General features: G+C 33.2%; 17 protein-coding genes and 1 riboswitch. Of the genes, 8 read left to right on the plus strand and 9 right to left on the minus strand.

Annotation, left to right across the window (positions count from 1 at the left end):
* Nucleotides 1-137: 137 nt before the first annotated feature.
* The 5 genes from O9267_RS12445 (at nt 138) to metF (ending at nt 7,597) form a co-directional block, all read left to right on the plus strand.
* Nucleotides 138-1,127 (plus strand): alpha/beta fold hydrolase, encoded by a 990-nt coding sequence (locus O9267_RS12445; protein WP_298180058.1) that lies wholly within the window; start codon nt 138-140, stop codon nt 1,125-1,127.
* Complete coding sequence (locus O9267_RS12450; RefSeq protein ID WP_298180060.1) at nt 1,114-2,214, plus strand: aspartate kinase; 1,101 nt, start codon at nt 1,114-1,116, stop codon at nt 2,212-2,214. The genes O9267_RS12445 and O9267_RS12450 overlap by 14 nt, the downstream gene beginning before the upstream one ends.
* A gap of 122 nt (nt 2,215-2,336) precedes the next feature.
* Nucleotides 2,337-2,441: riboswitch (SAM riboswitch) on the plus strand.
* A 367-nt stretch (nt 2,442-2,808) separates the two neighbouring features.
* Nucleotides 2,809-3,804, plus strand: coding sequence for a homocysteine S-methyltransferase family protein (locus O9267_RS12455; RefSeq protein ID WP_298180062.1), 996 nt, complete (start codon nt 2,809-2,811; stop codon nt 3,802-3,804).
* Nucleotides 3,805-3,864: 60 nt separating this feature from the next.
* Entirely contained in the window at nt 3,865-6,552 is a 2,688-nt protein-coding gene (gene metH, locus O9267_RS12460; RefSeq protein WP_298180064.1) for a methionine synthase, read from the plus strand.
* An 88-nt stretch (nt 6,553-6,640) separates the two neighbouring features.
* Entirely contained in the window at nt 6,641-7,597 is a 957-nt protein-coding gene (gene metF / locus O9267_RS12465; RefSeq protein WP_298180065.1) for a methylenetetrahydrofolate reductase [NAD(P)H], read from the plus strand.
* A 186-nt stretch (nt 7,598-7,783) separates the two neighbouring features.
* Here metF and O9267_RS12470 read toward each other — a convergent pair whose 3' ends face one another.
* From O9267_RS12470 to O9267_RS12500, 6 genes are all read right to left on the minus strand, one after another.
* Nucleotides 7,784-9,451, minus strand: a complete 1,668-nt coding sequence (locus O9267_RS12470) for a tetratricopeptide repeat protein (RefSeq protein ID WP_298180067.1) — start codon at nt 9,449-9,451, stop codon at nt 7,784-7,786.
* Nucleotides 9,452-9,462: 11 nt separating this feature from the next.
* On the minus strand, nt 9,463-10,359 hold the full coding sequence (locus O9267_RS12475; protein ID WP_298180070.1) for a substrate-binding domain-containing protein: 897 nt from the start codon (nt 10,357-10,359) through the stop codon (nt 9,463-9,465).
* Nucleotides 10,360-10,686: 327 nt separating this feature from the next.
* Nucleotides 10,687-11,487 carry an energy transducer TonB gene (locus O9267_RS12485; RefSeq protein ID WP_298180074.1) on the minus strand — a complete coding sequence of 267 codons (801 nt, stop codon included), beginning with the start codon at nt 11,485-11,487 and terminating at the stop codon, nt 10,687-10,689.
* A 33-nt stretch (nt 11,488-11,520) separates the two neighbouring features.
* Entirely contained in the window at nt 11,521-12,087 is a 567-nt protein-coding gene (locus O9267_RS12490; protein WP_298180076.1) for a biopolymer transporter ExbD, read from the minus strand.
* A 19-nt stretch (nt 12,088-12,106) separates the two neighbouring features.
* Nucleotides 12,107-12,748, minus strand: coding sequence for a biopolymer transporter ExbD (locus O9267_RS12495; protein ID WP_298180078.1), 642 nt, complete (start codon nt 12,746-12,748; stop codon nt 12,107-12,109).
* 44 nt (nt 12,749-12,792) lie between these two features.
* Nucleotides 12,793-13,611: a MotA/TolQ/ExbB proton channel family protein gene (locus O9267_RS12500; RefSeq protein WP_298180080.1), complete on the minus strand. Its 819-nt coding sequence runs from the start codon at nt 13,609-13,611 to the stop codon at nt 12,793-12,795.
* Nucleotides 13,612-13,998: 387 nt separating this feature from the next.
* Between O9267_RS12500 and O9267_RS12505 the strand changes: the two genes are divergently transcribed.
* Both O9267_RS12505 and O9267_RS12510 read left to right on the plus strand, forming a co-directional pair.
* The gene (locus O9267_RS12505; protein ID WP_298180083.1) at nt 13,999-15,507 is read left to right on the plus strand and encodes a helicase HerA-like domain-containing protein; all 1,509 of its coding nucleotides are present in this window, start codon (nt 13,999-14,001) and stop codon (nt 15,505-15,507) included.
* Nucleotides 15,508-15,527: 20 nt separating this feature from the next.
* A complete protein-coding gene (locus O9267_RS12510) occupies nt 15,528-15,887 on the plus strand; it encodes a cupin domain-containing protein (RefSeq protein ID WP_298180085.1) in 360 nt (119 codons plus the stop codon).
* A gap of 58 nt (nt 15,888-15,945) precedes the next feature.
* Here the strand turns inward: O9267_RS12510 and O9267_RS12515 are convergent, their stop codons facing one another.
* The 3 genes from O9267_RS12515 to O9267_RS12525 all read right to left on the minus strand — a co-directional run bounded on the left by O9267_RS12515 (nt 15,946) and on the right by O9267_RS12525 (nt 20,914).
* A complete protein-coding gene (locus tag O9267_RS12515; RefSeq protein WP_298180086.1) occupies nt 15,946-17,292 on the minus strand; it encodes an NAD(P)/FAD-dependent oxidoreductase in 1,347 nt (448 codons plus the stop codon).
* Between the two features lie 67 nt (nt 17,293-17,359).
* Entirely contained in the window at nt 17,360-19,747 is a 2,388-nt protein-coding gene (locus tag O9267_RS12520; protein ID WP_298180088.1) for a penicillin acylase family protein, read from the minus strand.
* Between the two features lie 78 nt (nt 19,748-19,825).
* Complete coding sequence (locus O9267_RS12525) at nt 19,826-20,914, minus strand: agmatinase family protein (RefSeq protein ID WP_298180090.1); 1,089 nt, start codon at nt 20,912-20,914, stop codon at nt 19,826-19,828.
* A 304-nt stretch (nt 20,915-21,218) separates the two neighbouring features.
* Between O9267_RS12525 and O9267_RS12530 the strand changes: the two genes are divergently transcribed.
* Nucleotides 21,219-23,030 carry a hypothetical protein gene (locus tag O9267_RS12530; RefSeq protein ID WP_298180093.1) on the plus strand — a complete coding sequence of 604 codons (1,812 nt, stop codon included), beginning with the start codon at nt 21,219-21,221 and terminating at the stop codon, nt 23,028-23,030.
* Nucleotides 23,031-23,092 lie beyond the last annotated feature (62 nt).

Below are 23,092 nucleotides of genomic sequence, written 5' to 3' on the forward strand. Positions count from 1 at the left end.
GTTTTTAACTGTCTCCGATTTCGCGGTTGGAGGCAGTTTTAAAAAAAAAAATCTAAAATTGTTAAGATTACAATAATCTGTGAAAATCATTTTAATCTGTGGCAAAACCAACAGTTTTAAAGTAAAAAAATAAAAAAATGTTAGAAAAAATAGCGTTACATAATTTCAATTTAGAAAACGGAAAACAAGTTTCATACTTGCCGTTATTCTATCAAACGTTTGGTCAACCCATTGGTTCTGCTCCAATTGTTGTAGTCAATCATGCTTTGACAGGAAATTCAAATGTAACAGGCAAAAACGGTTGGTGGAACGATTTAATTGGAGAAAATAAAACAATTGATACCAATCATTTCACAATAATTGCATTCAATATTCCCGGAAATGGTTTCGATAAAAATGCTGAAAATCTAATTTCAAATTACCAAGATTTTACCATTCGTGATATCGCTTCTATTTTTTGGGAAGGATTGTTTCTCTTGAATGTTCATCAAGTTTTTGCAACAATTGGAGGAAGTCTTGGCGGTGCAATTGCATGGGAAATGACAGTTTTGCAACCTAACAAAATTCAAAATTTAATTCCAATTGCAACCGATTGGAAGGCAACCGATTGGGTTATTGCCAATGTTTTAATTCAAAATCAAATTTTGAATAATTCTGAAAATCCAATTGCCGATGCTCGTTTGCATGCAATGCTTTTGTATCGAACGCCACAATCTGTCAACGAGCGATTCAAAAGAGAGCAATCTAATCAAGTATTTCATATCGAAAATTGGTTAATCAATCATGGTGAAAAACTAAAAAACCGATTTCAATTGCAATCTTATAAACTAATGAATCATTTGCTAAAAACGAATGATATTACTCGTAATAGAAAAGATTTTCTCTCAGTTGCCAATGAAATTCAATCTGCAATTCACATAATTTCTGTTGATTCTGATTATTTTTTTATTGCCAATGAAAACCGCGAAACCTATCAGCAATTGAAAACAGTAAAGCAAAATGTGTTTTACAACGAAATAAAATCCATTCACGGTCATGATGCTTTTTTGATAGAATTCAATCAACTAAATGAAATTTTAGAACCTATTTTTAACAAACAAAAACAACAAAATTATGTCAACGCTTAGAATAAATATTGTCCTTTTCGGAATTGGAAATGTCGGAAGCACACTAGTCAATCAAGTTATCGAAAGTCAAAAATTTTTCCTAGAAAAAAGGAATATCGATTTACGATTTCCCATAATAACCAATTCAACTCTAGCTTTTTTTGAAAAAGAGGGTTTGAAGAATCAATGGGAAGCCAATTTTGCTCAATCAGCCATTCCGTTTAGAGTCGAAGATATTATCGAATATGTTCAAGAGCAGCAACTCGAAAACCTAATTGCTGTCGATGCAACCGCAAGTTCAGAAATTATTAAAAGTTATATTCCGCTAATTCAAAACGGATTTAACATCGTGGCAGCCAACAAAAAAGCTAATACCTTGCACAATGAATTCTACCAAGAAGTAAGAAGAAATCTAAAAAAATTCGACAAAACCTTTCTATACGAAACCAACGTCGGCGCAGGTTTGCCAGTTGTTCAAACAATCAACGATTTGCATTTTTCAGGCGAAAAAATCACCAAAATAAGAGGTGTTTTTTCAGGTTCATTAAGCTATATTTTCAATAGATTTTCATCCGAAGAAACCTCATTTTCCAACATTTTAATCGATGCCGAGAAAATCGGATTAACCGAACCCGATTCACGCGAAGATTTATCAGGTAACGATGTAGCCAGAAAATTACTAATTCTAGCAAGAGAAATCGAACAACAATTTGAATTTGATGACATAAAAATCGAATCACTTTTGCTACCAGAATTAAATGAAAAAAATTCCAAAGCACAGTATGCAATCAATAAATCACTTTTCGATAAACCATTCAACATTGCCAAAATCACACAAGCTGATAATCACGTTCTGAGATACGTTGGAGAACTAGATATTTTTTCAAAAAAGCTCGAAGTTAAGCTAGTTTCTGTTCCAAAAAGTTCACCATTGGGACAACTAAAAGGAGCCGACAATCTAATCGAAATTTACACCAAATCCTATGACGAAATCCCAATTGTAATTCAAGGCGCAGGCGCAGGAAAAGAAGTTACAGCTCGCGGCGTTCTTACCGATATTCTAAAAATTGCAGAAAAAATTAAAATTCAAGAAGCCATATTTCAATAATTCACAACCAATCTAAACCACGAAAACCTACAGCACTCAAACGTTGTAGGTTTTTATTTTTCACAAACACTTGCAAAATAAGTTTCTATACCGTTACTTTGCACCGTTCATAAATTTATTGATTGTTATCACGAAAGCTGGAGAGATTAGACTCGATGAAAGCTTAGCAACCCTACAACTGTAGAAGGTGCTACATTCTATTCCGATTTATCGGAAACAGATAACCAAGAGAATTTTCTCTCAACTTTCACAATAACACAAAATAATTTAAAGAATTCCTAATTGTCATTTGCTACGCCAGTTCACTGCGTTCGTGTCGACATTTGGAGAAATCTGGAGCGAATGGCTTGCGCATTTTAGCAAACCATAATCCCGCTTTTCGCACTACATGGTAGTTGCTACAATCGGGGCTAATTAGTTATCCATTTTTGCAAAATCAAGTTTCCAAAAGAGCTTTTTTCTTAATGAACTTAACTAGCTTAATGGTTTTAAAAAGCAAATATAATTTCGTTTAAAAAAACGAAGTTTTTAAAATTAGTGCAATAATAAAAGTAAGAATTCGTGCAAATTCGTGCAATTCGTGTAAAAAAACTTATGTCAAAAATAACAGAAGCAATCAAAGAAAGAATCCTAGTTCTCGATGGAGCAATGGGAACCATGTTACAACGCAACAATTTCTCCGAAGAAGATTTTCGTGGCGAACGTTTCAAAGATTTTCCACATCCACTAAAAGGAAATAACGATTTACTTTCCATAACCCAACCCGAAGCCGTAAAACAAGTCCACCGTTTGTATTTTCAAGCAGGTGCTGATATTGTAGAAACCAACACATTTTCAGGTACGACAATCGGAATGGCCGACTACCACATGGAAGATTTGGTTTACGAATTAAACTACGAATCAGCCAAAATTGCAAGAGAAGTAGCAGACGAATTCACAGACCGACCAAGATTTGTAGCAGGTTCCATCGGACCAACAAATAGAACGGCATCTATGAGTCCAGATGTAAACGATCCAGGATTTCGTGCCGTAACCTTTGATGATTTAAAAATTGCCTATCGTCAACAAGTAGAAGCCCTAATAGATGGTGGTTGCGATGTTTTATTAGTAGAAACTATTTTTGACACGCTAAACGCCAAAGCAGCACTTTTCGCTATCGAAGAAGTGAAGGAAGAGCGAAATTTAGACATTCCAGTAATGGTTTCAGGAACAATTACAGATGCTTCAGGAAGAACACTTTCGGGTCAAACTGTCGAAGCATTTTTAATATCCATTTCACATATTCCGTTATTAAGTATTGGATTCAATTGTGCACTTGGAGCAGACCAATTAAAACCTTATTTGCAACGTTTGGCAATGAATACCCAATTAAATATTTCAGCACATCCAAACGCAGGTTTGCCCAATGCATTCGGGCAATACGACCAAACGCCATTAGAAATGCAAGCCTTAATTAGAGAATATCTAAAAGATAATTTAATAAATATAATAGGAGGTTGTTGCGGAACAACACCAGAACATATCAAAGCAATCGCAGAAGTCGCTGCACAATTTAAGCCAAGAAAAATAGATATGAATCAATTCGTGTAATATTGAAGTCACTTTTAATTCGTGAAAATTCGTGTAATTCGTGTTGAAAATAAAATAAAAATGTCAAGAACAAACAAAATAAATTTACAGCTTTCAGGTTTAGAACCGCTTTTTGTTGATGAAAATTCAATTTTCGTAAACGTAGGAGAACGAACCAATGTAACAGGTTCACGTAAATTTCTTCGATTAATAAAAGAAGAAAAATACGAAGAAGCACTTTCTGTAGCCAGAGAACAAGTAGAAGGTGGTGCTCAAATTATTGATGTCAACATGGATGAAGGAATGTTAGATGGTGTTTATGCTATGACCAAGTTCTTAAATCTAATTGCAGCCGAACCAGATATTGCAAGAGTTCCAGTAATGATTGATAGTTCCAAATGGGAAATCATCGAAGCTGGATTAAAAGTCATTCAAGGAAAAGGTGTTGTAAATTCAATTTCATTAAAAGAAGGAAAAGAAGTTTTTATTCATCATGCCAAATTGATAAAAAGATACGGAGCAGCAGTAATTGTTATGGCATTTGATGAAGAAGGTCAAGCTGATACCTATGAAAGACGTATCGAAATTTGCAAAAGAAGTTATGATATTCTGGTTAACGAAGTACATTTTCCAGCACAAGATATCATTTTTGATCCTAATATTTTTCCAGTTGCAACTGGAATGGACGAACATAAATTGAACGCTTTAGATTTTTTTAGAGCCACAAAATGGATTCGTGAAAATCTTCCTTATGCTAATATTTCTGGTGGTGTGAGTAATGTTTCGTTTTCGTTTCGTGGAAATGATAAAGTACGTGAAGCAATGCATTCTGCTTTTCTTTATCATGCTATCAAAAACGGAATGACAATGGGAATTGTAAATCCAGAAATCTTAGAGATTTACGATGAAATCGATCCAATTTTATTGGAGCATGTAGAAGATGTTTTATTGAATAGAAGAGATGATGCCACGGAAAGATTATTGGATTTAGCAGAAAGCTTCAAAGGCGATTTCAAAACCAATGAAAAAGCAATTCAAGAATGGCGAAATGGTTCTGTTCAAGAAAGATTGACACATTCTTTAGTAAAAGGAATTGATGAATTTATAGAAATTGATGTTGAAGAAGCACGATTAAATTCAGAAAAAGCTATTGATGTTATCGAAATCAATTTAATGGCAGGAATGAATGTGGTGGGTGATTTATTCGGAAGCGGAAAAATGTTTTTACCTCAAGTGGTTAAATCGGCACGTGTTATGAAGAAAGCGGTTGCTTATTTACTACCATTCATTGAAGCTCAGAAAGACGGAAAATCTTCATCAGCAGGAAAAGTCTTGATGGCAACTGTTAAAGGTGATGTTCATGATATTGGAAAAAATATTGTTGCGGTAGTTTTAGGTTGTAATAATTTTGAAATCATTGATTTAGGAGTGATGGTTCCGCCAGAAAAAATCATTCAAGCTGCCGTTGAACATAATGTAGATATTATCGGGTTAAGCGGATTGATTACGCCATCATTAGACGAAATGGTTTATTTGGCAAAAGAATTAGATAAATTAAATATCAAAATTCCAATAATGATTGGTGGTGCTACTACGTCTCGTGCACACACAGCTGTGAAAATTGCTCCAGAATATAAAGAAACCGTTGTTCATGTAAACGATGCTTCTCGTGCTGTAACTGTTGCAAGTAATTTGTTGCAAGCCGAAACGAAAGAAGGCTATGTGAAAGCTATTCGAGAAGAATATGATAAACTTCGTGAAGGTTATTTAAGCAGAAGTCGGGACAAAAATTATCTTTCCATTGAAGAAGCTCGCAAGAATAAATTGCAATTAAATTGGGATAATTTCAATCCATCAAAACCTAATTTTATTGGAACAAAAACCATAGAAGTAGAACTTTCTGAGTTAGTAGATTTTATCGATTGGACACCATTTTTTCAATCGTGGGAATTACACGGAAAATATCCAGCGATTTTGACAGATGAGGTTGTTGGCGAACAAGCCACTCATTTATTTGATGATGCTCAAAAAATGTTGCAACAAATAGTCTCAGAAAAATGGCTGACTGCTAAAGGAATTCTAGGAATTTTTCCAGTAAACACAATTAACGATGATGACATAGCAGTTTATACAGAACCCGAAACTCGTAACTCGCAACTCGCAACCTTTCTAACTTTAAGACAACAATCTCAAAAAACAGCAGGCGCACCAAACATTGCATTAGCCGATTTTATAGCTCCAAAAGATTCAGAAAAACAAGATTATATTGGGTGTTTTTGTGTAACAACAGGTTTTGGTGTAGATGAAAAAGCATCCGAATTCGAAAAACAATTAGACGATTATAATTCCATTTTGGTAAAAGCGCTTGGCGATAGATTAGCCGAAGCATTTGCAGAATATTTACATTTAAAAGTTAGAAAAGAAATTTGGGGTTATGCTTCAGATGAAAATTTGAGTAATCAAGATTTAATTGATGAAGAATACAAAGGCATTCGTCCAGCACCAGGTTATCCAGCTTGTCCAGACCATTTGGAAAAACCAACCATTTGGAAATTGTTAAACGTAGAACAAGAAATAGGAGTAACCTTAACCGAAAGTATGGCAATGTGGCCAGCAGCATCGGTTTCGGGATATTATTTTGCCAATCCAGAAAGTAAATATTTTGGTTTAGGAAAAATAAAAGAAGATCAAGTAATTGATTACGCAAAACGAAGAGGAATTTCAACAGAAGTAGCAAGTAAATGGCTTGCACCGAATATAGCAGATTAATAAAAGGTTTTAGGTGGTAGGTGATAGGTATTTGGTATTAGAAGTCCAGACCTACATCCTACAACCTACAACCTACAACCTAAAAAAAATGAAAGTAACCCAACACATAGAAAACGCCAAAGGAAAACCCTTATTCTCTTTCGAGATTCTTCCGCCATTGAAAGGACAAAATATTCAGTTTATTTATGACGGAATTGATCCTTTAATGGAATTCAAACCGCCATTTATTGATGTAACGTATCATCGTGAGGAATATGAATTTAAAGAATTACCAAGTGGTTTGTTGCAAAAGAAAATTGTAAAAAAACGTCCTGGAACAGTTGGTATTTGTGCCGGAATTCAGAATAAGTATTCAGTTGATGCTATTCCGCATATTTTGTGCGGTGGTTTTACTAAGGAAGATACTGAGAATCTGCTAATCGACTTAGATTTTCTTGGAATTGACAATGTAGTTGCACTTCGTGGTGATGCCTTGAAGAATGAAACCTACTTTAAACCAGAAAAAGAAGGAAATGAATACGCTTCTGAATTGGTTACACAAATTAGTAATTTAAATAATGGAATTTATTTAGATGAAGATTTGAAAAACTCAGCAAAAACTAATTTCTGTATTGGAGTTGCAGGTTATCCAGAAAAACACATGGAAGCACCAAGTCTAGATAGCGATATTCATTTTTTGAAAGAGAAAATAAGAAATGGCGCAGAATATATTATCACTCAAATGTTTTTTGACAACAAAAAGTTCTTCGATTTTGTTGATAAATGTAGAACGGCTGGAATTACAGTGCCAATTATTCCAGGTTTGAAACCTATTGCAACAAAGAAACAACTAAATTTAATTCCACATCGTTTTTCATTAGAATTGCCAGACGATTTGATTATGGCGGTTGTAAAAGCAAAAGATAATGACCATGTAAAACAAGTTGGAATAGAATGGTGTATTGCTCAAAGTAAAGAATTGGTTGCTGCTGGAATTCCAGTTTTGCACTATTATTCAATGGGGAAAGCTGAGAATATCAAAGCTATTGCTAAGGAGATTTTTTAAACTGATTTTGCAAAAGACATAACCTAACTAGCCCTGATGCAAGGGAAAAGCTCCCGCTTTTTTGCGGGACTTTGGAAAGGCAGCAGGAAATGCGAATCTCAAAATGCCCGAGCCATTCGCTCCTAAATAAAAAAAGAAAACCCGATAATCATTACAATTATCGGGTTTTTAATTAGTTGTAAAATTTTATTTCAACATTTTTAATGATTGAGTAGCGTAATCATTTGTTGCGTCCAAAGCAATTGTTTTGTTAAAATATTCTTTAGCTTTTGTTCTGTCAGTATTTGCATAAGCAGCACCAATTGCGTTATAAGATTCAATAACTTTGGTTTTATTTTTTGTAAATTCCTCAGTTCCTTTTTCGTTTACAACTCGAAGGTATTCTTCGTAAAACTTGATAGTTTCTGGATCATTTTCTAACAAACTGTTTGTTCTTGCTTTGAAAAGATAAGCATCTTGTGTTGTTGGAGAAGCTTCAATTACGTTAGCAAAAGCTACATCTGCTTTTTTCAATTCTTCAACATTTGGTTTTACTACATCTTTTTGTGTGTTGCTGAAATATAATGAGTTACCTAAGTAAAAGTTGTCTAATAAATAGTTTTTAGATTCTTTGTTTGTAACGGCAATTTCATAAATAGCAGCAGCTTGTCTGTACATTTTTTGAGAGTAAAAACCTTTTCCAATTTCGCTTAAATCATTAGTCATAGATGCTTCCATTTCTACAGATTTTTTCAAATCAGCAACTGCTTCTGTGAAAGCTGTTGGGTCAACTGCTTTTGTTTCAGCATTAGTTCCTTTTTTCAATTTAGCCAAACCAAGATACATATAATCTCTTGCAATTACTTTGTTTTTAGGATTTCCAACAAACTCGTTAAGTGATTTTATAGCAGTATCAACATTTCCGTTTTCGTAAGCAGAATATCCTAAATAACGTTTGATTCTTGGATTAACTTTGTCCAATTTTTGCATTTCGTTAGCTTCAACTTCAAGCGCTTTGTAATCTTTTGCAAGGATTAAAAAGTCAGCGTGACGCATACGAGATGTCAAAGAATAATCTGTTAAATTCATGTATTTTTCGTAAGCTGGTAAAGCTTTTTGAATATACTCGTTGTATTTTTTTGGTTCGTTATTTGCCCAGTAGTAATAAGTTTCAGCTAATTCTCTGTAAACAGGTCCGTATGTAGCATTGGTTTTTACTACTTCATCAAAAGCTTCAATTGCTTTTGTATAAGCTTTTGCACCTTTTAATAATACACCTAATTGCATTTTTGCTCTAATCAAACTTGCATCTGCTGCATAAGCGTTTCTGTATGCTGCATAAGCTTCATTTTGATTTTTATCTCCATAATAAGCGTCTCCAAGTGCTAACTGAACTTGAGCATCCATTGGACTAATCGCTTTAGCTTTGTTTAGATATTCAAGCGCTTTTTTATAGTCAGGAGTTGTTGCATTTGTGTAAGCTTTACCCACATATAGCAATTCTTCAAAATCTTTTTTCTTTAGATCTTTGGTAGCTTGAGCAAAATTAGCTTGAGCACTAGCAACATCTTTATTGTTAAGATCAATTTGACCTAAACCGATACTGTTTAATCTTCCGCCATCTTTGGCAGCTAAACCTTTTTGAAAATAAATTTTAGCAGAATCTTCTATGTTTTGTTTTAAATAGACTGTTCCTAACAAGAATGTAGCTTTGCCATTAGCTGGATTGGTTGCCACTAATCCTTTAAGCATTTTTTTTGCACCTTCGTATTTTTCGGCATCGATAGTCTTTTTTGCAGTTTCAAGATCTTGAGCTTTAACAACTGTTGTAGAAGTTAAAAAGGCAAAACTTACTATGGCTAATTTATTTTTCATCTCAATTTAATTTACTTATTATCTTTTTCTATTTTATTTCTAACAATAATATTTCTTCCTGGCATTTTGAATGGTAATAAACCAGACTTCAATATTATTCTTTGTCCTACTTCACCAGCAACGAATGAAGAAAACCCCATTCCTAATCCTGAATAACCTTGACAATTGATTATATACAAATCGCGTGCCAAAGGATAGGTTTTCTCAGCAAGGTTATTTTGCGAGGGGTAAATATACGAATTGCTTTTGGAATTTTTAACACTTAAAACTGTAATATTTTCTAGTGCAGCATTAGATTGTTCTATCCAGTTTAAACCAACAACGCCTATCATTCCGTTGTTTTCAGACACATATTTAATAACTTCTTCATTTGTTTTGAAAGAGTAAATATTTTTGTTTGTACTTGCTTTTATTCCAGCCAAATCATTCAAATATCTTACAGAACTTGAGTTTGGATTATCAAAAACAAGTCCTTTTATTTTTGTTGAGGTTGATCCATTTAAAAATGCGGTAATTTCCTCAATAGAAATTAATGTGTCTTTTGTTTTTTTATTTGAAATTAAAACAATTGCATCTGTAGCAAAATGAGTTTGCTTTGGAAAAATTTTTCTTGAGGCAAAAACTTTTTGTTCTTCATTTGTCAATTGTCTTGTAAGAACAGCAATTTTGGTAGTATCTTTTACTAAACCTTGAATAATTTCATTCTCAGATTTTGAAATCAATTGAATTTTTCCATCATAGCGACTTTCAAATATTTCTACTTGTTCGTCTATAATTGGGCGAAGACTTTCATCCACAAAAACGCTAGCGTTCCCTTTTAGAATTGTTTCTTGGTCGTTTTTTTTATTACAATTGATTGTAATGACAGAAAGTGCCAAGATGGTAGTGAAAACAAAATATTTTTTCATATGTGTAAATTTTATTTTTTAGCGGTCACATATGTTATCGCCTTTTTACTCATAGGTGTTTGCTTACGCAAACTTGTTGTTAGTGGCGATTTCATAATTACTCTTTATTTGATTCAACAAGGCGTACAAACCTGAAAAAGGAATACACAATTAATAAAACTCCAAAAGCGATTCTATATTGTGTTTCCATTTGCAAAGGAAGTTTTTTCCAGAAGATTATTAGTAAGCCTAATGTTAAATAAATCAAAAAAAACAGTATTCCTATAACGAGAAGAAATCGCTCTTTAAGCGATTTCTTCATGAATTTGTCAATTATTTTGTCAAGCATTATTCAGCAGATTGAATATTGATTGGCAAAGAATAAAGTACACGTACTTTTTTACCATTTTGTTCTCCTGGATTCCATTTTGGACAGTTTTTTAACACACGAATTGCTTCTTTTCCTGTTCCGTAACCTATATCTCTGATAACTTTGATATCAGTTAATGAACCATCTTTTTCAACAACGAATGAAACGAAAACTTTTCCTTTCAATCCTTCTTCTTCAGGGACTTGGTAGTTTTTACCAACATAACCGTAGAATTTTTCAATTCCACCCGGAAAATCTGGTTTTACCTCGATACCAGCAGTGTTATAGATATTGTTATCTACTTCTTCTACAACATCTTTTGGACCGTTTCCTACTGGTTCAACAGTAAGTTCAGCATCTGGATCTCCTTTGATGTTTTCTTTACCAAGATTTTTGTCTTTTATTTCTTCAATCTTCGGTGGTTCTTCTGTTACCTCATTTGTTTTTGCCACAACTGGTTTAACAAATTTTACCTGATCCACTTTAGGAGGTGGAGGTGGAGGTGGAGGAAGATTTTCTTTTGGTTTTTCTTCTTTTGGAGGTAATTTTACCGTAGTAATTTTAGTATCCAAAACCGCTTCGTCATTTGCTGTTGCGTTTCCAATAAATTCTGCAATTTTTGGAGTTGCAACTGCTATGGCAAATACAATTGCACCAATTATCAAAGCACGAGTTGTAGTTTTGGTGTTGTCCTTACGTAATTCGTAAGCACCATAACTTTTGTTACGTCCTTCAAAAACGATGTCTAACCATTGTTTTCCTAATAGGTCTAATTTCATATTTTTATCTTTTTAAATACCAATTAAATGATATTATTGATTCATTTTGTCGGCCAATGCTTTTTCTTCAGGAGTAAAGTCATTTACGATAGCATATGTTGGAACTGCGCATATTGCCATTTCATCTAAAATATCAACTAAATTTCTATAAGTTGATTTTTTTGTAGGCTTAATGATTACAATCATTCCTTTTTTCGGATCTCCAGTAACTTCAGGAATAGATTTTACTCTTTTTAAGATTTCTTTTCTAATTCCGTCTTTGCCATGAACAGCGTCTGCAGGAGCGCCACCAGCTTCTGGTGTTGCTTGTAAACCATGAAACCATTTGATTTTATCGTTTGCACCTAAGATAATGGTCATGGTTCTTCTTTGGTCAACTTTTATGTCAGCCTCTTTTTTGTTTGGATCATCTTCTTTATCTGGTAAACCTAAATTCATAGATTGAGGTTTTGATAATGAAGTAGTTAACATAAAGAAAGTGATCAATAAGAATGCCAAATCCACCATTGCTGTAAGGTCAACTTTGGAGTTTTGTTTTTTACTCCTAACCTTGCCACTGCCTTTTTTGCCACCGCCGTCGCCGGTATTTAATTCAGCCATTTTGTGTCTTTTTTAATTGTTATTTAGTTTCAGATGGTCTTGGTGCTGCACGCAAACCAGTTACTAAACTAAAACTATTTATTTTTTGATCCTGTAAAATATCCATAATTTGTTTAATTTTTGGATACTGTTGGTTTGCATCACCTTTTATAGCGAATTCAAGTTCTTTATCTGCCACGGCAATGTTAGCTTGACGTGCAGTATAAATCCAGTCTTTCAATTGATTATTTATTGAATCATGTGGAATTCCAGGCTGAACATTTGGTTTGTTTCTGTCTGCACCAGACATAGCAAGTATTTGTTTTAAAGCTTCGATTGGAACTCCAAATTCGTCAATAAGAGCAAATTGTTGTTTTTCTTGGTCTGTAAAAGTCATTTTGTACTGCTCAGCCATTAACTCTAACGTTTTAACACGAACATCTTTTCCTTTAACACCAAAGAATACTGCATCTTTACCATCTGATTTTCCTATTGTAAGGGTTGATAAATCAGTTTCAGGTAATTTTGTTTGCACAGTTGAACTTGGTGTATCAACAACAATTGGCTCAGGAAGCTTTGCAGTTGCGGTTAAAATGAAAAACGTAAGTAAAAGGAAAGCTACGTCACACATTGCTGTCATGTCGGTTGATGTAGACTTCTTAGACATTTTTATTTTTGCCATTTTTATCTTTATATATTACTAACTTAAACGTTAATAAATTATTATTATTTTAGAGTTCCTCTAAATCTTCTGTAAGTATTTACAATTGCTGTGCCAGCTTCGTCAATTGAATAAGTTAAAGTATCAATTTTTGATGTAAACAAGTTGTAAGAAATAATCGCTAAAGCTGATGTAGAAATTCCTGTAGCAGTATTAATAAGTGCCTCAGAAATACCATTTGCTAATGCAGATGAATCTGGTGCTCCAGCAGCAGATAATGCACTAAACGCTTTAATCATACCTGTTACTGTTCCTAATAATCCAGCAAGTGTTCCAAGAGAAACTAATGTAGAAAGAATAGTCATGTGTTTTTCTAACATTGGCATTTCTAATGAAGTAGCTTCTTCGATTTCTTTGTGAATCATTTCTGAAGCTTCTTCGCTTGTAAATCCTTCTTTTTTAACATCTTGGTATTTTACAAGAGCTGCTTTGATTGCATTTGCAACAGAACCTTTTTGTTTGTCACAAGCATCAACAGCTTCATCTATGTTACCTTGAGAGATGCTACTTTGTACTTTTCTCATGAAAGCATCAAGATTTCCTTTACCAGCTGCTTTAGAGATAACGAAATATCTTTCGAATGAGAAAACGATAACCATTAATAATAATCCCATCAAAACTGGTACAATAGGACCTCCTTTATAAACCATTGCTAGATAATTTCCTGGTAGTGGGTGACCTGTATTAACTCCACCTTCAAAGTTAGAACCAGCTCCCATTATGAAATTCCAGATTAACCATCCTACGAAAATACATAATACAATTACAATTCCAGAGAACATTCCTCCTCCATTTGAACCACTTTCTTTTTTTGCGTTTGCCATTTTTTTTAAATTTTAATAGTTTTAAATAATTTATTAGTTTTAGTTGTAAATAAACTTGAATAGGAGCAAATTTAATTTTTTAGTTTAAATAAAAAAACTTTTTTTGTTATTTATAACATTCTCTTAAAACTGATATTTTCACGAAATTAATTTTATTGAATAAGTGTTTTTTATGAAAAAAGTTCAAAAGTTTGTGTTAATAAGCGATTATGTTATTTTCTTGTTTTTTATTACAACGCAAATTTTAACGTTAATAGTATGCAAAACGACTAGTTTTTTTTTCTGAATCAAAAAAAACATCAAAATATATTGATTTTAGAACACTAAATAAATATTCAAAAATTGTTATCTTGCGCTAAAATAAAGGACTTCTAAATAATATAATCAATGACTCAAAAAGAAGCATTCGTAAAACAAATAAATGAAGGATATACTTCAAAAGGAGATAGTATTTTACTTGGTGCTGCCATGTTGGAGGGCGAAACTGTTGGAGAAACACAAGTAAAAATTCCATTAAAAACATTAAATCGTCACGGATTAATTGCTGGAGCGACTGGAACAGGGAAAACCAAAACCATTCAGGTTTTATCAGAACAATTGTCTTCTTTTGGAATTCCTGTTTTGATGATGGATATTAAAGGTGATTTTTCTGGAATTGCACAACCTGGTGAAGAAAAAGAATTTATAACAGAACGTCACGCAAAAATTAATATTCCCTATATAACTTCAGGATTTCCAGTTGAATTGATGACACTTTCGGCACAAGATGGTGTTAGATTAAGAGCCACAATTTCTGAATTTGGACCAGTTCTTTTTTCCAGAATTCTTGATTTGAATGATACACAAGCTGGTGTGATGGCTGTTGTTTTCAAATATTGTGATGATAACAAAATGCCTTTATTAGATTTAAAAGACATTAAAAAAGTCCTTAATTATATAACAGAAGAAGGGAAAGACGAGATTTCTGAAAACTACGGAAAAATTTCAACAGCTACTACTGGAACAATTTTGAGAAAAATTATAGAACTTGAACAACAAGGTGGCGATTTCTTTTTTGGAGAAAAATCATTTGAAATTGATGATTTAATGCGAATCGACGAAAACGGAAAAGGATACATTAATATATTACGACTAACCGATATTCAAGATAAACCGAAGTTGTTTTCAACTTTTATGTTGAGTTTATTGGCAGAAATTTACCAACAAATGCCCGAAAAAGGCGATGTAGAACAACCTGAATTAGTTTTGTTTATAGATGAAGCGCACCTTATTTTTAATGAAGCAAGTAAGGTTTTATTAGATCAAATTGAAACCATAGTAAAATTGATTCGTTCCAAAGGAATTGGCGTTTATTTTATTACTCAAAACCCAATGGATATTCCGAAAGGTGTTTTGGCGCAATTAGGATTAAAAATCCAACATGCTTTGAGGGCTTTTACCGCAAATGACCGACAAGCTATAAAACAAACGGCAGACAATTACCCAACTTCTGATTATTATCAAACTGATGAAATTTTGACTTCGCTCGGAATTGGAGAAGCTTTGGTAACAGCATTGAATGAAAAAGGAATTCCAACACCATTAGCTGCTACTATGCTTCGCGCACCACAAAGTAGAATGGATATTTTGGCGGATTCTGAAATAGAAGCAGTTAATTCAAAATCTAAGTTGGTTAAAAAATATGCCGAAGAAGTTGACCGAGAAAGTGCTTACGAAATTCTAAATAAAAAACTTGAAGAAGCCGTTCAAGCTGCTGAAGAAGTTGCCGAAGAAAAAGAAGAGGAAAAAGGACCAAGTACAGCTGAAGTTATTGGTAAATCGGTGACTAAAGTGGTTACAAGTGCTAGTTTTATTCGCGGAGCTTTTAGTGTTTTGATGAAGTTGTTGAAGAAATAATTTTAATTGTGTTTGATTTTATGAAAAAATACCTAATCCAAAAAATACCTTTTATTGTTCCGACAACTGATGGAAAATTGATTGAAGAACATCATGGCAAAGCAGCAACCAATAATAATGACATTTCAATTGCTCACATGATTGCTCCGCCAAAATGGAGTGAACCTTTTCAAACACCAGAATTTGAAGAATACACCTATATTATTTCGGGTAAAAAGCAATTTATTATTGAAGACGAAATTGTAATTTTAGAAGCAGGTCAATCTATTAGAATTGAAGCTAATACAAGAGTTCAATATTCAAACCCGTTCGACGAACCCTGCGAATATATTGCCATTTGCAAACCTGCATTTGATTTTACCAAAGTGCATCGTGAGTAAAACACCAATATTGAAATTCCAAATTCCAAGTTTTAAATAAATTGGGATTTGGGATTTTTTATTTGGAATTTAATAATTGAATAATCCTATTTTCAACTTCTTCCGAATTCCATTTTTCCTCAATGTTGTCTATTTTCAAAATTTCTTCCATGATTTCATTTTGTCTATCACCAATGGCTAATGCTTCTGAGTAAGGTTGTAAACTAAAAGTAACACGACTATAAAGTGGCATCCATTTTTCTGGATGTTTATCGGAAAACCATTTTTCGATTTTCTTTTGAAGTAGAAACTTTTCATCTGCGGTTTTGGCACTCATTTCCATAAAATTTCTTCTTGAAAGTTCAGCTATTGCATCGGCATTTGGTTTACGACTGTTTTCATATTCATTAAGTAGGTTTGCCCAATCATCGCCATACTTGTCTATCATTTGATTTAAAACTGTAATGTCTTCAAAACCTGCATTCATTCCGTGGCCATAGAACGGCACAATAGCATGGCAAGCATCGCCAATTAAGGCAACTTTATCTGAATATGTCCACGGAAAACACTTCATGGTTACCAAATAACTAGTTGGATTTTTGAAAAAATCTTCTACTAAATCAGGAATTACATCTTTGGTATCAGGAAAATATTGTTCGAAAAAGTTTTCTAATTGCTCTTTTGTTTTCAATGATTCAAACGAATTTTCGCCATCATGTGGCATAAAAAGTGTGCAAGTAAAACTTCCATCCAAATTAGCCAAAGCCATTAACATAAATTTTCCGCGTGGCCAAATGTGTAAAGAATTTTTATCTAATTTGTGCGTACCGTCTTCGTTGGCAGGAATGTGCAACTCTTTATAACCAATTTCTAAAAATTCTTGCGAATAATTAAACATACTTTGGCGTTGCATACGGTGACGAATTCTAGAAAATGCACCGTCTGAACCAAAAGTTAAATCATAATTTTCTGTAGTCCATTCACCTCGTTCTGTTTCTCCAATAGAAATCGTTGCAGTTGTTAAATCGACATCCCAAACTTTTTGTTCAAACTTAAAATTTACGCCAGCTTGTTCGGCTAAATCTATCATTTTTTTGTTCAAAACGCCTCGTGAAAGCGAATAAATACATTCGCCATCTTTTCCATAATTTTGATAAATTAACTCACCATCTTGCTTGTGAATGGCTCTTTTATCTACAGGAATTCCAATTTTTTCAATTTCCTCACGTAGTCCAATATCTTCTAATGTTTTCCAGCCACGATTTGACATAACAAGGTTTATAGATCGGCCTGAAAAATTTATCTTTCTAATGTCGGCACTTCTGTCAAAAACATCAACTTGATGTCCTCTTTTTTTGAGGTATATTGCCAATAAAGTTCCAACTAAACCTGAACCTACAACGGCTATTTTTTTGGGAGTTTGCATTTAATTCGTATAAAGCGGTTTTGCAAATTTATTCTTTTTTGTCGTTTTGTCGATTAAAGAATCTCAATTATTTTTTTGGAATAAAAACCAACTTTGTAGAAGTCGCAATAATTTCCTTTTTATTCATCTTCATTTTTCTGAATTTTCCTTGAGCAAACATTTCGGCTTGATCTTTATAATGTGGGCTTGTTGGAACTCCAGATTGACCTGTTGGCAAAATACTTACACTGTTTTCTACATCAGAAAAATCGATAATTCTTCTAGTTGATGGACCAGCCATTACTTTATAAATTCCATCTTCAGTCATTGGAAAAATTAAATTGTTGATTACTTCATTCGTGCCGTCAACTTCATAAGTTCCAACATTGAAATAACCTCTTAAGGCCTCGACTTTTCCTAACGGATGTTGGTGTTCGAGAGTGTGAACTTTATTCCATGTCCAAGCAGAAACATCAGTTCCTAATTGTTTTTCTAATGCGACAATTGCTTCTTTGAACGATTGGTTTAGAATTTCTTTTCGCGTTTCTTTTTTGTCTTTTGTCTCCAAATTATCCCACCAAGGCGAAGTTTCATTTTGACTTTGACTAGCAATAGTTTGTTTCATAATATGTGTTCCCAAGAGTGCATTGAAATTGTCTTTTCCTAATTCATCTTGAAAAGTATTTTTCAAATAACAGAAAAGCCATTTCGTATAAATAGTAGGTGCAATTTCGGTTTTATCATTGGAACCATTCCATTTTTTTAAGATTTCAAATGCGGTTTTTTCATTTGAATTTGTAGTTTTTTCATCAATTGTAGTTAACCAATTTGCAACCACACTTGGCGTTACTGACGAAGTGTTATCCAAAATCATTTTTTGAACATCAGTCGAAGTCCAATCATTTTTTGGAGCTAACAAACTTTCAATTCTTTTAGCTCTATCTTGGGGTAAATAATAACCTGGATACAAATAATTATCAATTGCTTCTGTTTGATTGTTAGAAGAATAAACGTAATTCCAAGTTGGATTTATTGCAGAAGGATTTTTTGAAAATGGCAAAAACTCTTTTTTATCATCAATCCCATTCGCACCATTCATGATGAAATTTGCATTTACAGATTTATCTAATTTGTATAATTTTCCTGAAGTTATCCAAGCAATATTATTTTGAGCATCACCATACATAACATTCAAACCCGGCGCATGAATAAGCGAAACACCATTATAAAAATCATTCACATTTTTAGAATGAGACAATGCATGAACTGCTTGTAAAATTTGATTTTTTTGTTGCGTGTAAATCCATGACATTGCAATAGGTTTTTGTGAAGATAAAGTTGTCAATAAACCATTCATAATTGGCCCATGAATTGATTCTTTTATGTTTAAAGTTACCGAAATACTATCTTTGACTTTGATGATTTTCTTGCGAATAGTATAATTTTTAAAACCATCAACTGTTTTATATTGATTGGTGTTTTCAGGATTTTCTTCTTCTTGAAAAAGATCTAAATCGTCGTTTTCAAACATGGTTAATCCATAAGCGTAATTTCGGTTATGACCTAAAAGCGGGAATGGTGTTCCTGCTAAATAATAGCCATATATTTCATAATCTGGTGTTATGATATGTGCTTCGTACCATGTACAAGGTTGCGAAAAACCAATGTGCGGATCATTGGCGAAAATCACTTTTCCGTTTTTGGTTTTTTGAGCACCAATTACCCAACTATTGCTTCCTATAAATGGCGGAATAGGTGAGTTGTCTAACAAACTAGCAACCGATTTAGAAATTTCGGTATAATCATTTGACTTTCCTTTGTAGCTTTTAAGTTGTGTTTTTCCGAGCGAACCATCAATTCCAAAATCTTTTAGATAATCAATTCCAAATTTATCGCGAATGTCAGTTAATAATGGATCGGTTTTTTGTGCCATAGCAAAACTGAATGACATATATCCAAAAATATTGTAAACGTCTTTTAAAGTATATTTCTCTTTTTCAACACCTACTAATTCAAATTCTAAAGGCGTCTTCCCGTTTTCTATAAATTGATTAATTCCGTCAAGATAGGCGTTGGCTAGTATGTATGTTTCTGAGCTTTTATCTAATTCCGCAATTGTTTTTTCTGAGTTTTCATCGATTCCAATTCCAGCGAAAAATGTATCATTTGGTAATGCTTTTGAACCAAAAAGTTCGGATAATCTTCCTGGAGCAATTCGGCGAATTAGTTCCATTTGCCATAATCTGTCTTGCGCGTGAACGTAACCTAGAACGGTCAAAGCATCTTTTTGAGTATCGGCATAAATATGGGGAACTCCAAAATCATCGAAGTAAACGGTTGTGTTTTTACTAATGTTTTTTATAGCAACTTCACCATCATAACTTGGCTTTTTGTATTTGGTGTAACCAAAAATGGAAACTGCAATTAATGCAAATAAGGAAATAATTATAAAACTGATTTTTTTAAGCTTTTTCATTGGAATGGATTTGAATTTCAAATATAAAAAAAGACGAACCAATTTGTTCGCCTTTTTAACTAAACTTTTTGTTTAAAATTATTTTCTTGGAAACTCTATTTTTGTTCCAACATTCAGACCATTATTTTTAGCAAGAACTCCACACATGTGAAATAACATTCTTGCTCCTACATTTCCATCCCAATCGTCGTTTTCGCCTGGAGCAACTTCTACTAAATCGAAACCTATAATTTCTTTACCACTTTCGGCTAATTTGTTGAATAAATAGGTTGCTTGTTCAAATGAAAATCCGCCTGGAACTGGTGTTCCTGTGTTTGGGCAATACCATGGATACATTCCGTCAATATCAAATGAAATGCAAACTTTTTGTGGTAATGAAGCGATAATTGCATCGCATTGTTGTTGCCAAGTTTTGCCTTCGAAAGTTTCTTTTTTCAAATCAGAATCAGTGTGAACTAAAACTCTTCCGTTTTGTGATTTTACAACGTCCACTTCTTGTTCGCAGAAATCGCGAATTCCGACTTGAACAATTTTAGAAATTTGTGGAATTTGTAACGCATTGTACATAATTGATGCATGCGAATAAGTAAAACCTTCGTAGGCAATACGCAAATCCATGTGCGCATCAAGATGTAAAATTCCGAAATTATCGTGTTTTGTTGCTAAAGCTTCGTAGTAACCAAGAGGTGTTGAATGGTCACCACCAAGAAGAACTACTTTTTTACCTTGATTCATCCAATGTAAAATAGTTTCTTTAACTTCGGTGTGCAAGTCGCGACAAACTGCATTTATTTTATCCAAATCAGATTGCAAAGCTGGAATTTCAGCCACATTTTGACCGTCTTCTAAAGCTTCAATAATGGGTTGAGCCAGTGCTTTGTATTTATCTGAATTAGTTTTCCATGAATCTGGAATTTCTGCATAATACATTCCGAGTTTCCACAATTCTGGAAAATCTTGATGATTCAAATCTACTTGAAAGGAAGCATCCAAAACAGCATCTGGACCTTCGGATGCTCCAGCTCCATAACTTACGGTTACTTCCCAAGGCACAGGAATTATGATGATTTCTGATTGTTCTGATGAAAATGGTAATCCGAAAATAGTTGCATCTGCTAATCCTGGTTGTGAAGGATCGAAAGTATTTATTATTTCTTGTTTTGTCATTTTGATAGTTTCAAAGTTTGAAAGCTACAAAGTTAGTGTTTAAAGTAATTTTCTTCAAATGAAATTGATAAATAAAGTTTACGCGAATTAGCACGAATTTACACGAATGAATTGTTTGCAATTTAGATTACACAAATTGTTATAGCCTTTGGCAAATTAGTGGAATTTATAAGAGTAGCATTTCGTGCTAATTTGGCTAATTCGTGTGGAAAATCTACAATAGCTTAATATGATAATTGTCATCTTTTTTACAAGCTAAAAAAGTCATCTTTGACGATTACAATTATTAATAATTATTTTTGGTATGAATAAAATAAATGCACATACTTTTCATATTCCAGTTATGGGATTGGCATACACTATTGATAGTCCAATTCGTGTGGCTCACTATGGAATTTCATCAGTTGTTTCTATAACTGACGATGAAGTTATTGAAAAAATGAGAGCTTTTTACAGCGAAAAATTTGAACAACCTTATCAAGAAATTACACAGAAGTTTCACGATTATAGAGCCGAAAGAATTACACACTATTTGAATTTGGTTGACACTATTGTTAAAGAAAAGTTTGAAAATTTCAAAAACGAATTGGCAGAAAGCAGAACTTCATTGGAGAAATATATTGCCATGTTACCAAACAAATCGGATTTGAAAAAAGGATTACAAAGTTTTATTGACGACGGAATTACCATAAAAGAAACTATCAAAAGTTATTTAGAACAACATCTTGCACCTGGTGATATTGATGTAAATATTATGACCAAAGTCGATAAAGATAATTTTGATAAAAACGATCAATTGCCAGTAGAATTCAATGATGCACACGCTGCACTTCGCGGATTTGCCAATAGTAATTTGACTTCATCTGTGGTTCTTTCTGCAGGAATGAATCCGAGATTGTACAGCTATTTTGAGAATTTTAAAGACTTTTTTCCAGATTTTAATGCTGATTTGAAAAAGAAAATCATTTTGAAAGTTAGCGATTTCCGTTCAGCAATGATTCAAGGGAATTTCTTGGCTAAAAAAGGACTTTGGGTTTCAGAATACAGAATCGAATCAGGTTTGAATTGCGGCGGACACGCTTTTGCAACTGATGGTTATTTGATGGGACCAATTTTGGAAGAATTCAAAGAAAAGAAAGATCAATTGGTTCAATCGGCTCATGATTTATTGGTGAAAGCTTTAGGACAAAAAGAAATGCCTATTCCAGAAAAACCATTAGCATTAAAAATCACAGCACAAGGTGGCGTTGGAACGGCTGAAGAACATGAATTTTTATTAGAAAATTATAATTTAGATTCGATAGGTTGGGGTTCACCGTTTTTATTGGTTCCAGAAGCAACTTCACTTGATAATGAAACTCGAGCTTTACTGGCAAATGCTAAAGAGGACGATTTTTATTTGAGTAATATTTCACCACTTGGTGTTCCGTTTAATTCGGTTAGAGGAACTTCAAATGAGTATTGGAAACAAAAAAGAATTGACGAAAATAATGCTGGAAGTTCTTGTCCGAAACGATTATTGGCATTAAGTAAAGAGCACGATGACAAAGGTTTGTGCGTGGCTTCAAAAAAATATCAAGATATTAAATTGGAAGAGTTAGAAGCAAAAAAAGACGAAATTTCATCATCTGAATTTGAAAAAATAAAAAATAAAATTACTGATAAATCTTGTCTTTGCGTTGGATTAGTAAACGCCGCTTACTTAGAAAATGATATTAAAATAAAAGGGCAACAACAAGGAATTGTGATTTGTCCTGGACCAAATTTGGCTTATTTTGACAGAGAAATTTCGTTGGCTGATATGGTAAAACATATTTATGGAAGTGCCAATGTAATGACCGATTCAAGCCGTCCAAATGTTTTTGTGAAAGAATTGAGAATGTATGTTGAGTATTTAAGAAACGAGATTTCTGATTACACTAATGAACTTTCGGCTGGTCAAATTAAAAAATGGAATTCGTTCAAGAATAATTTATTAGAAGGAATTAACTATTATCAAAACCTATTTGATACAACGGAATTCTTTAAAAATGAAAGAACTAAAATTCAGAATCAAATTGAACAATATCAATTGGAATTAAGAGAAATAGAAATTCCTAGTTTGGTTTTGGCTTAGTTTTTTTGCCACGGATTTCACAGATTTTCACAGATTTAAAAGAGGAATCTCGTTACAGTTGT

It is taken from the genome of Flavobacterium sp., assembly GCF_027531705.1.
GTDB lineage: Bacteria > Bacteroidota > Bacteroidia > Flavobacteriales > Flavobacteriaceae > Flavobacterium.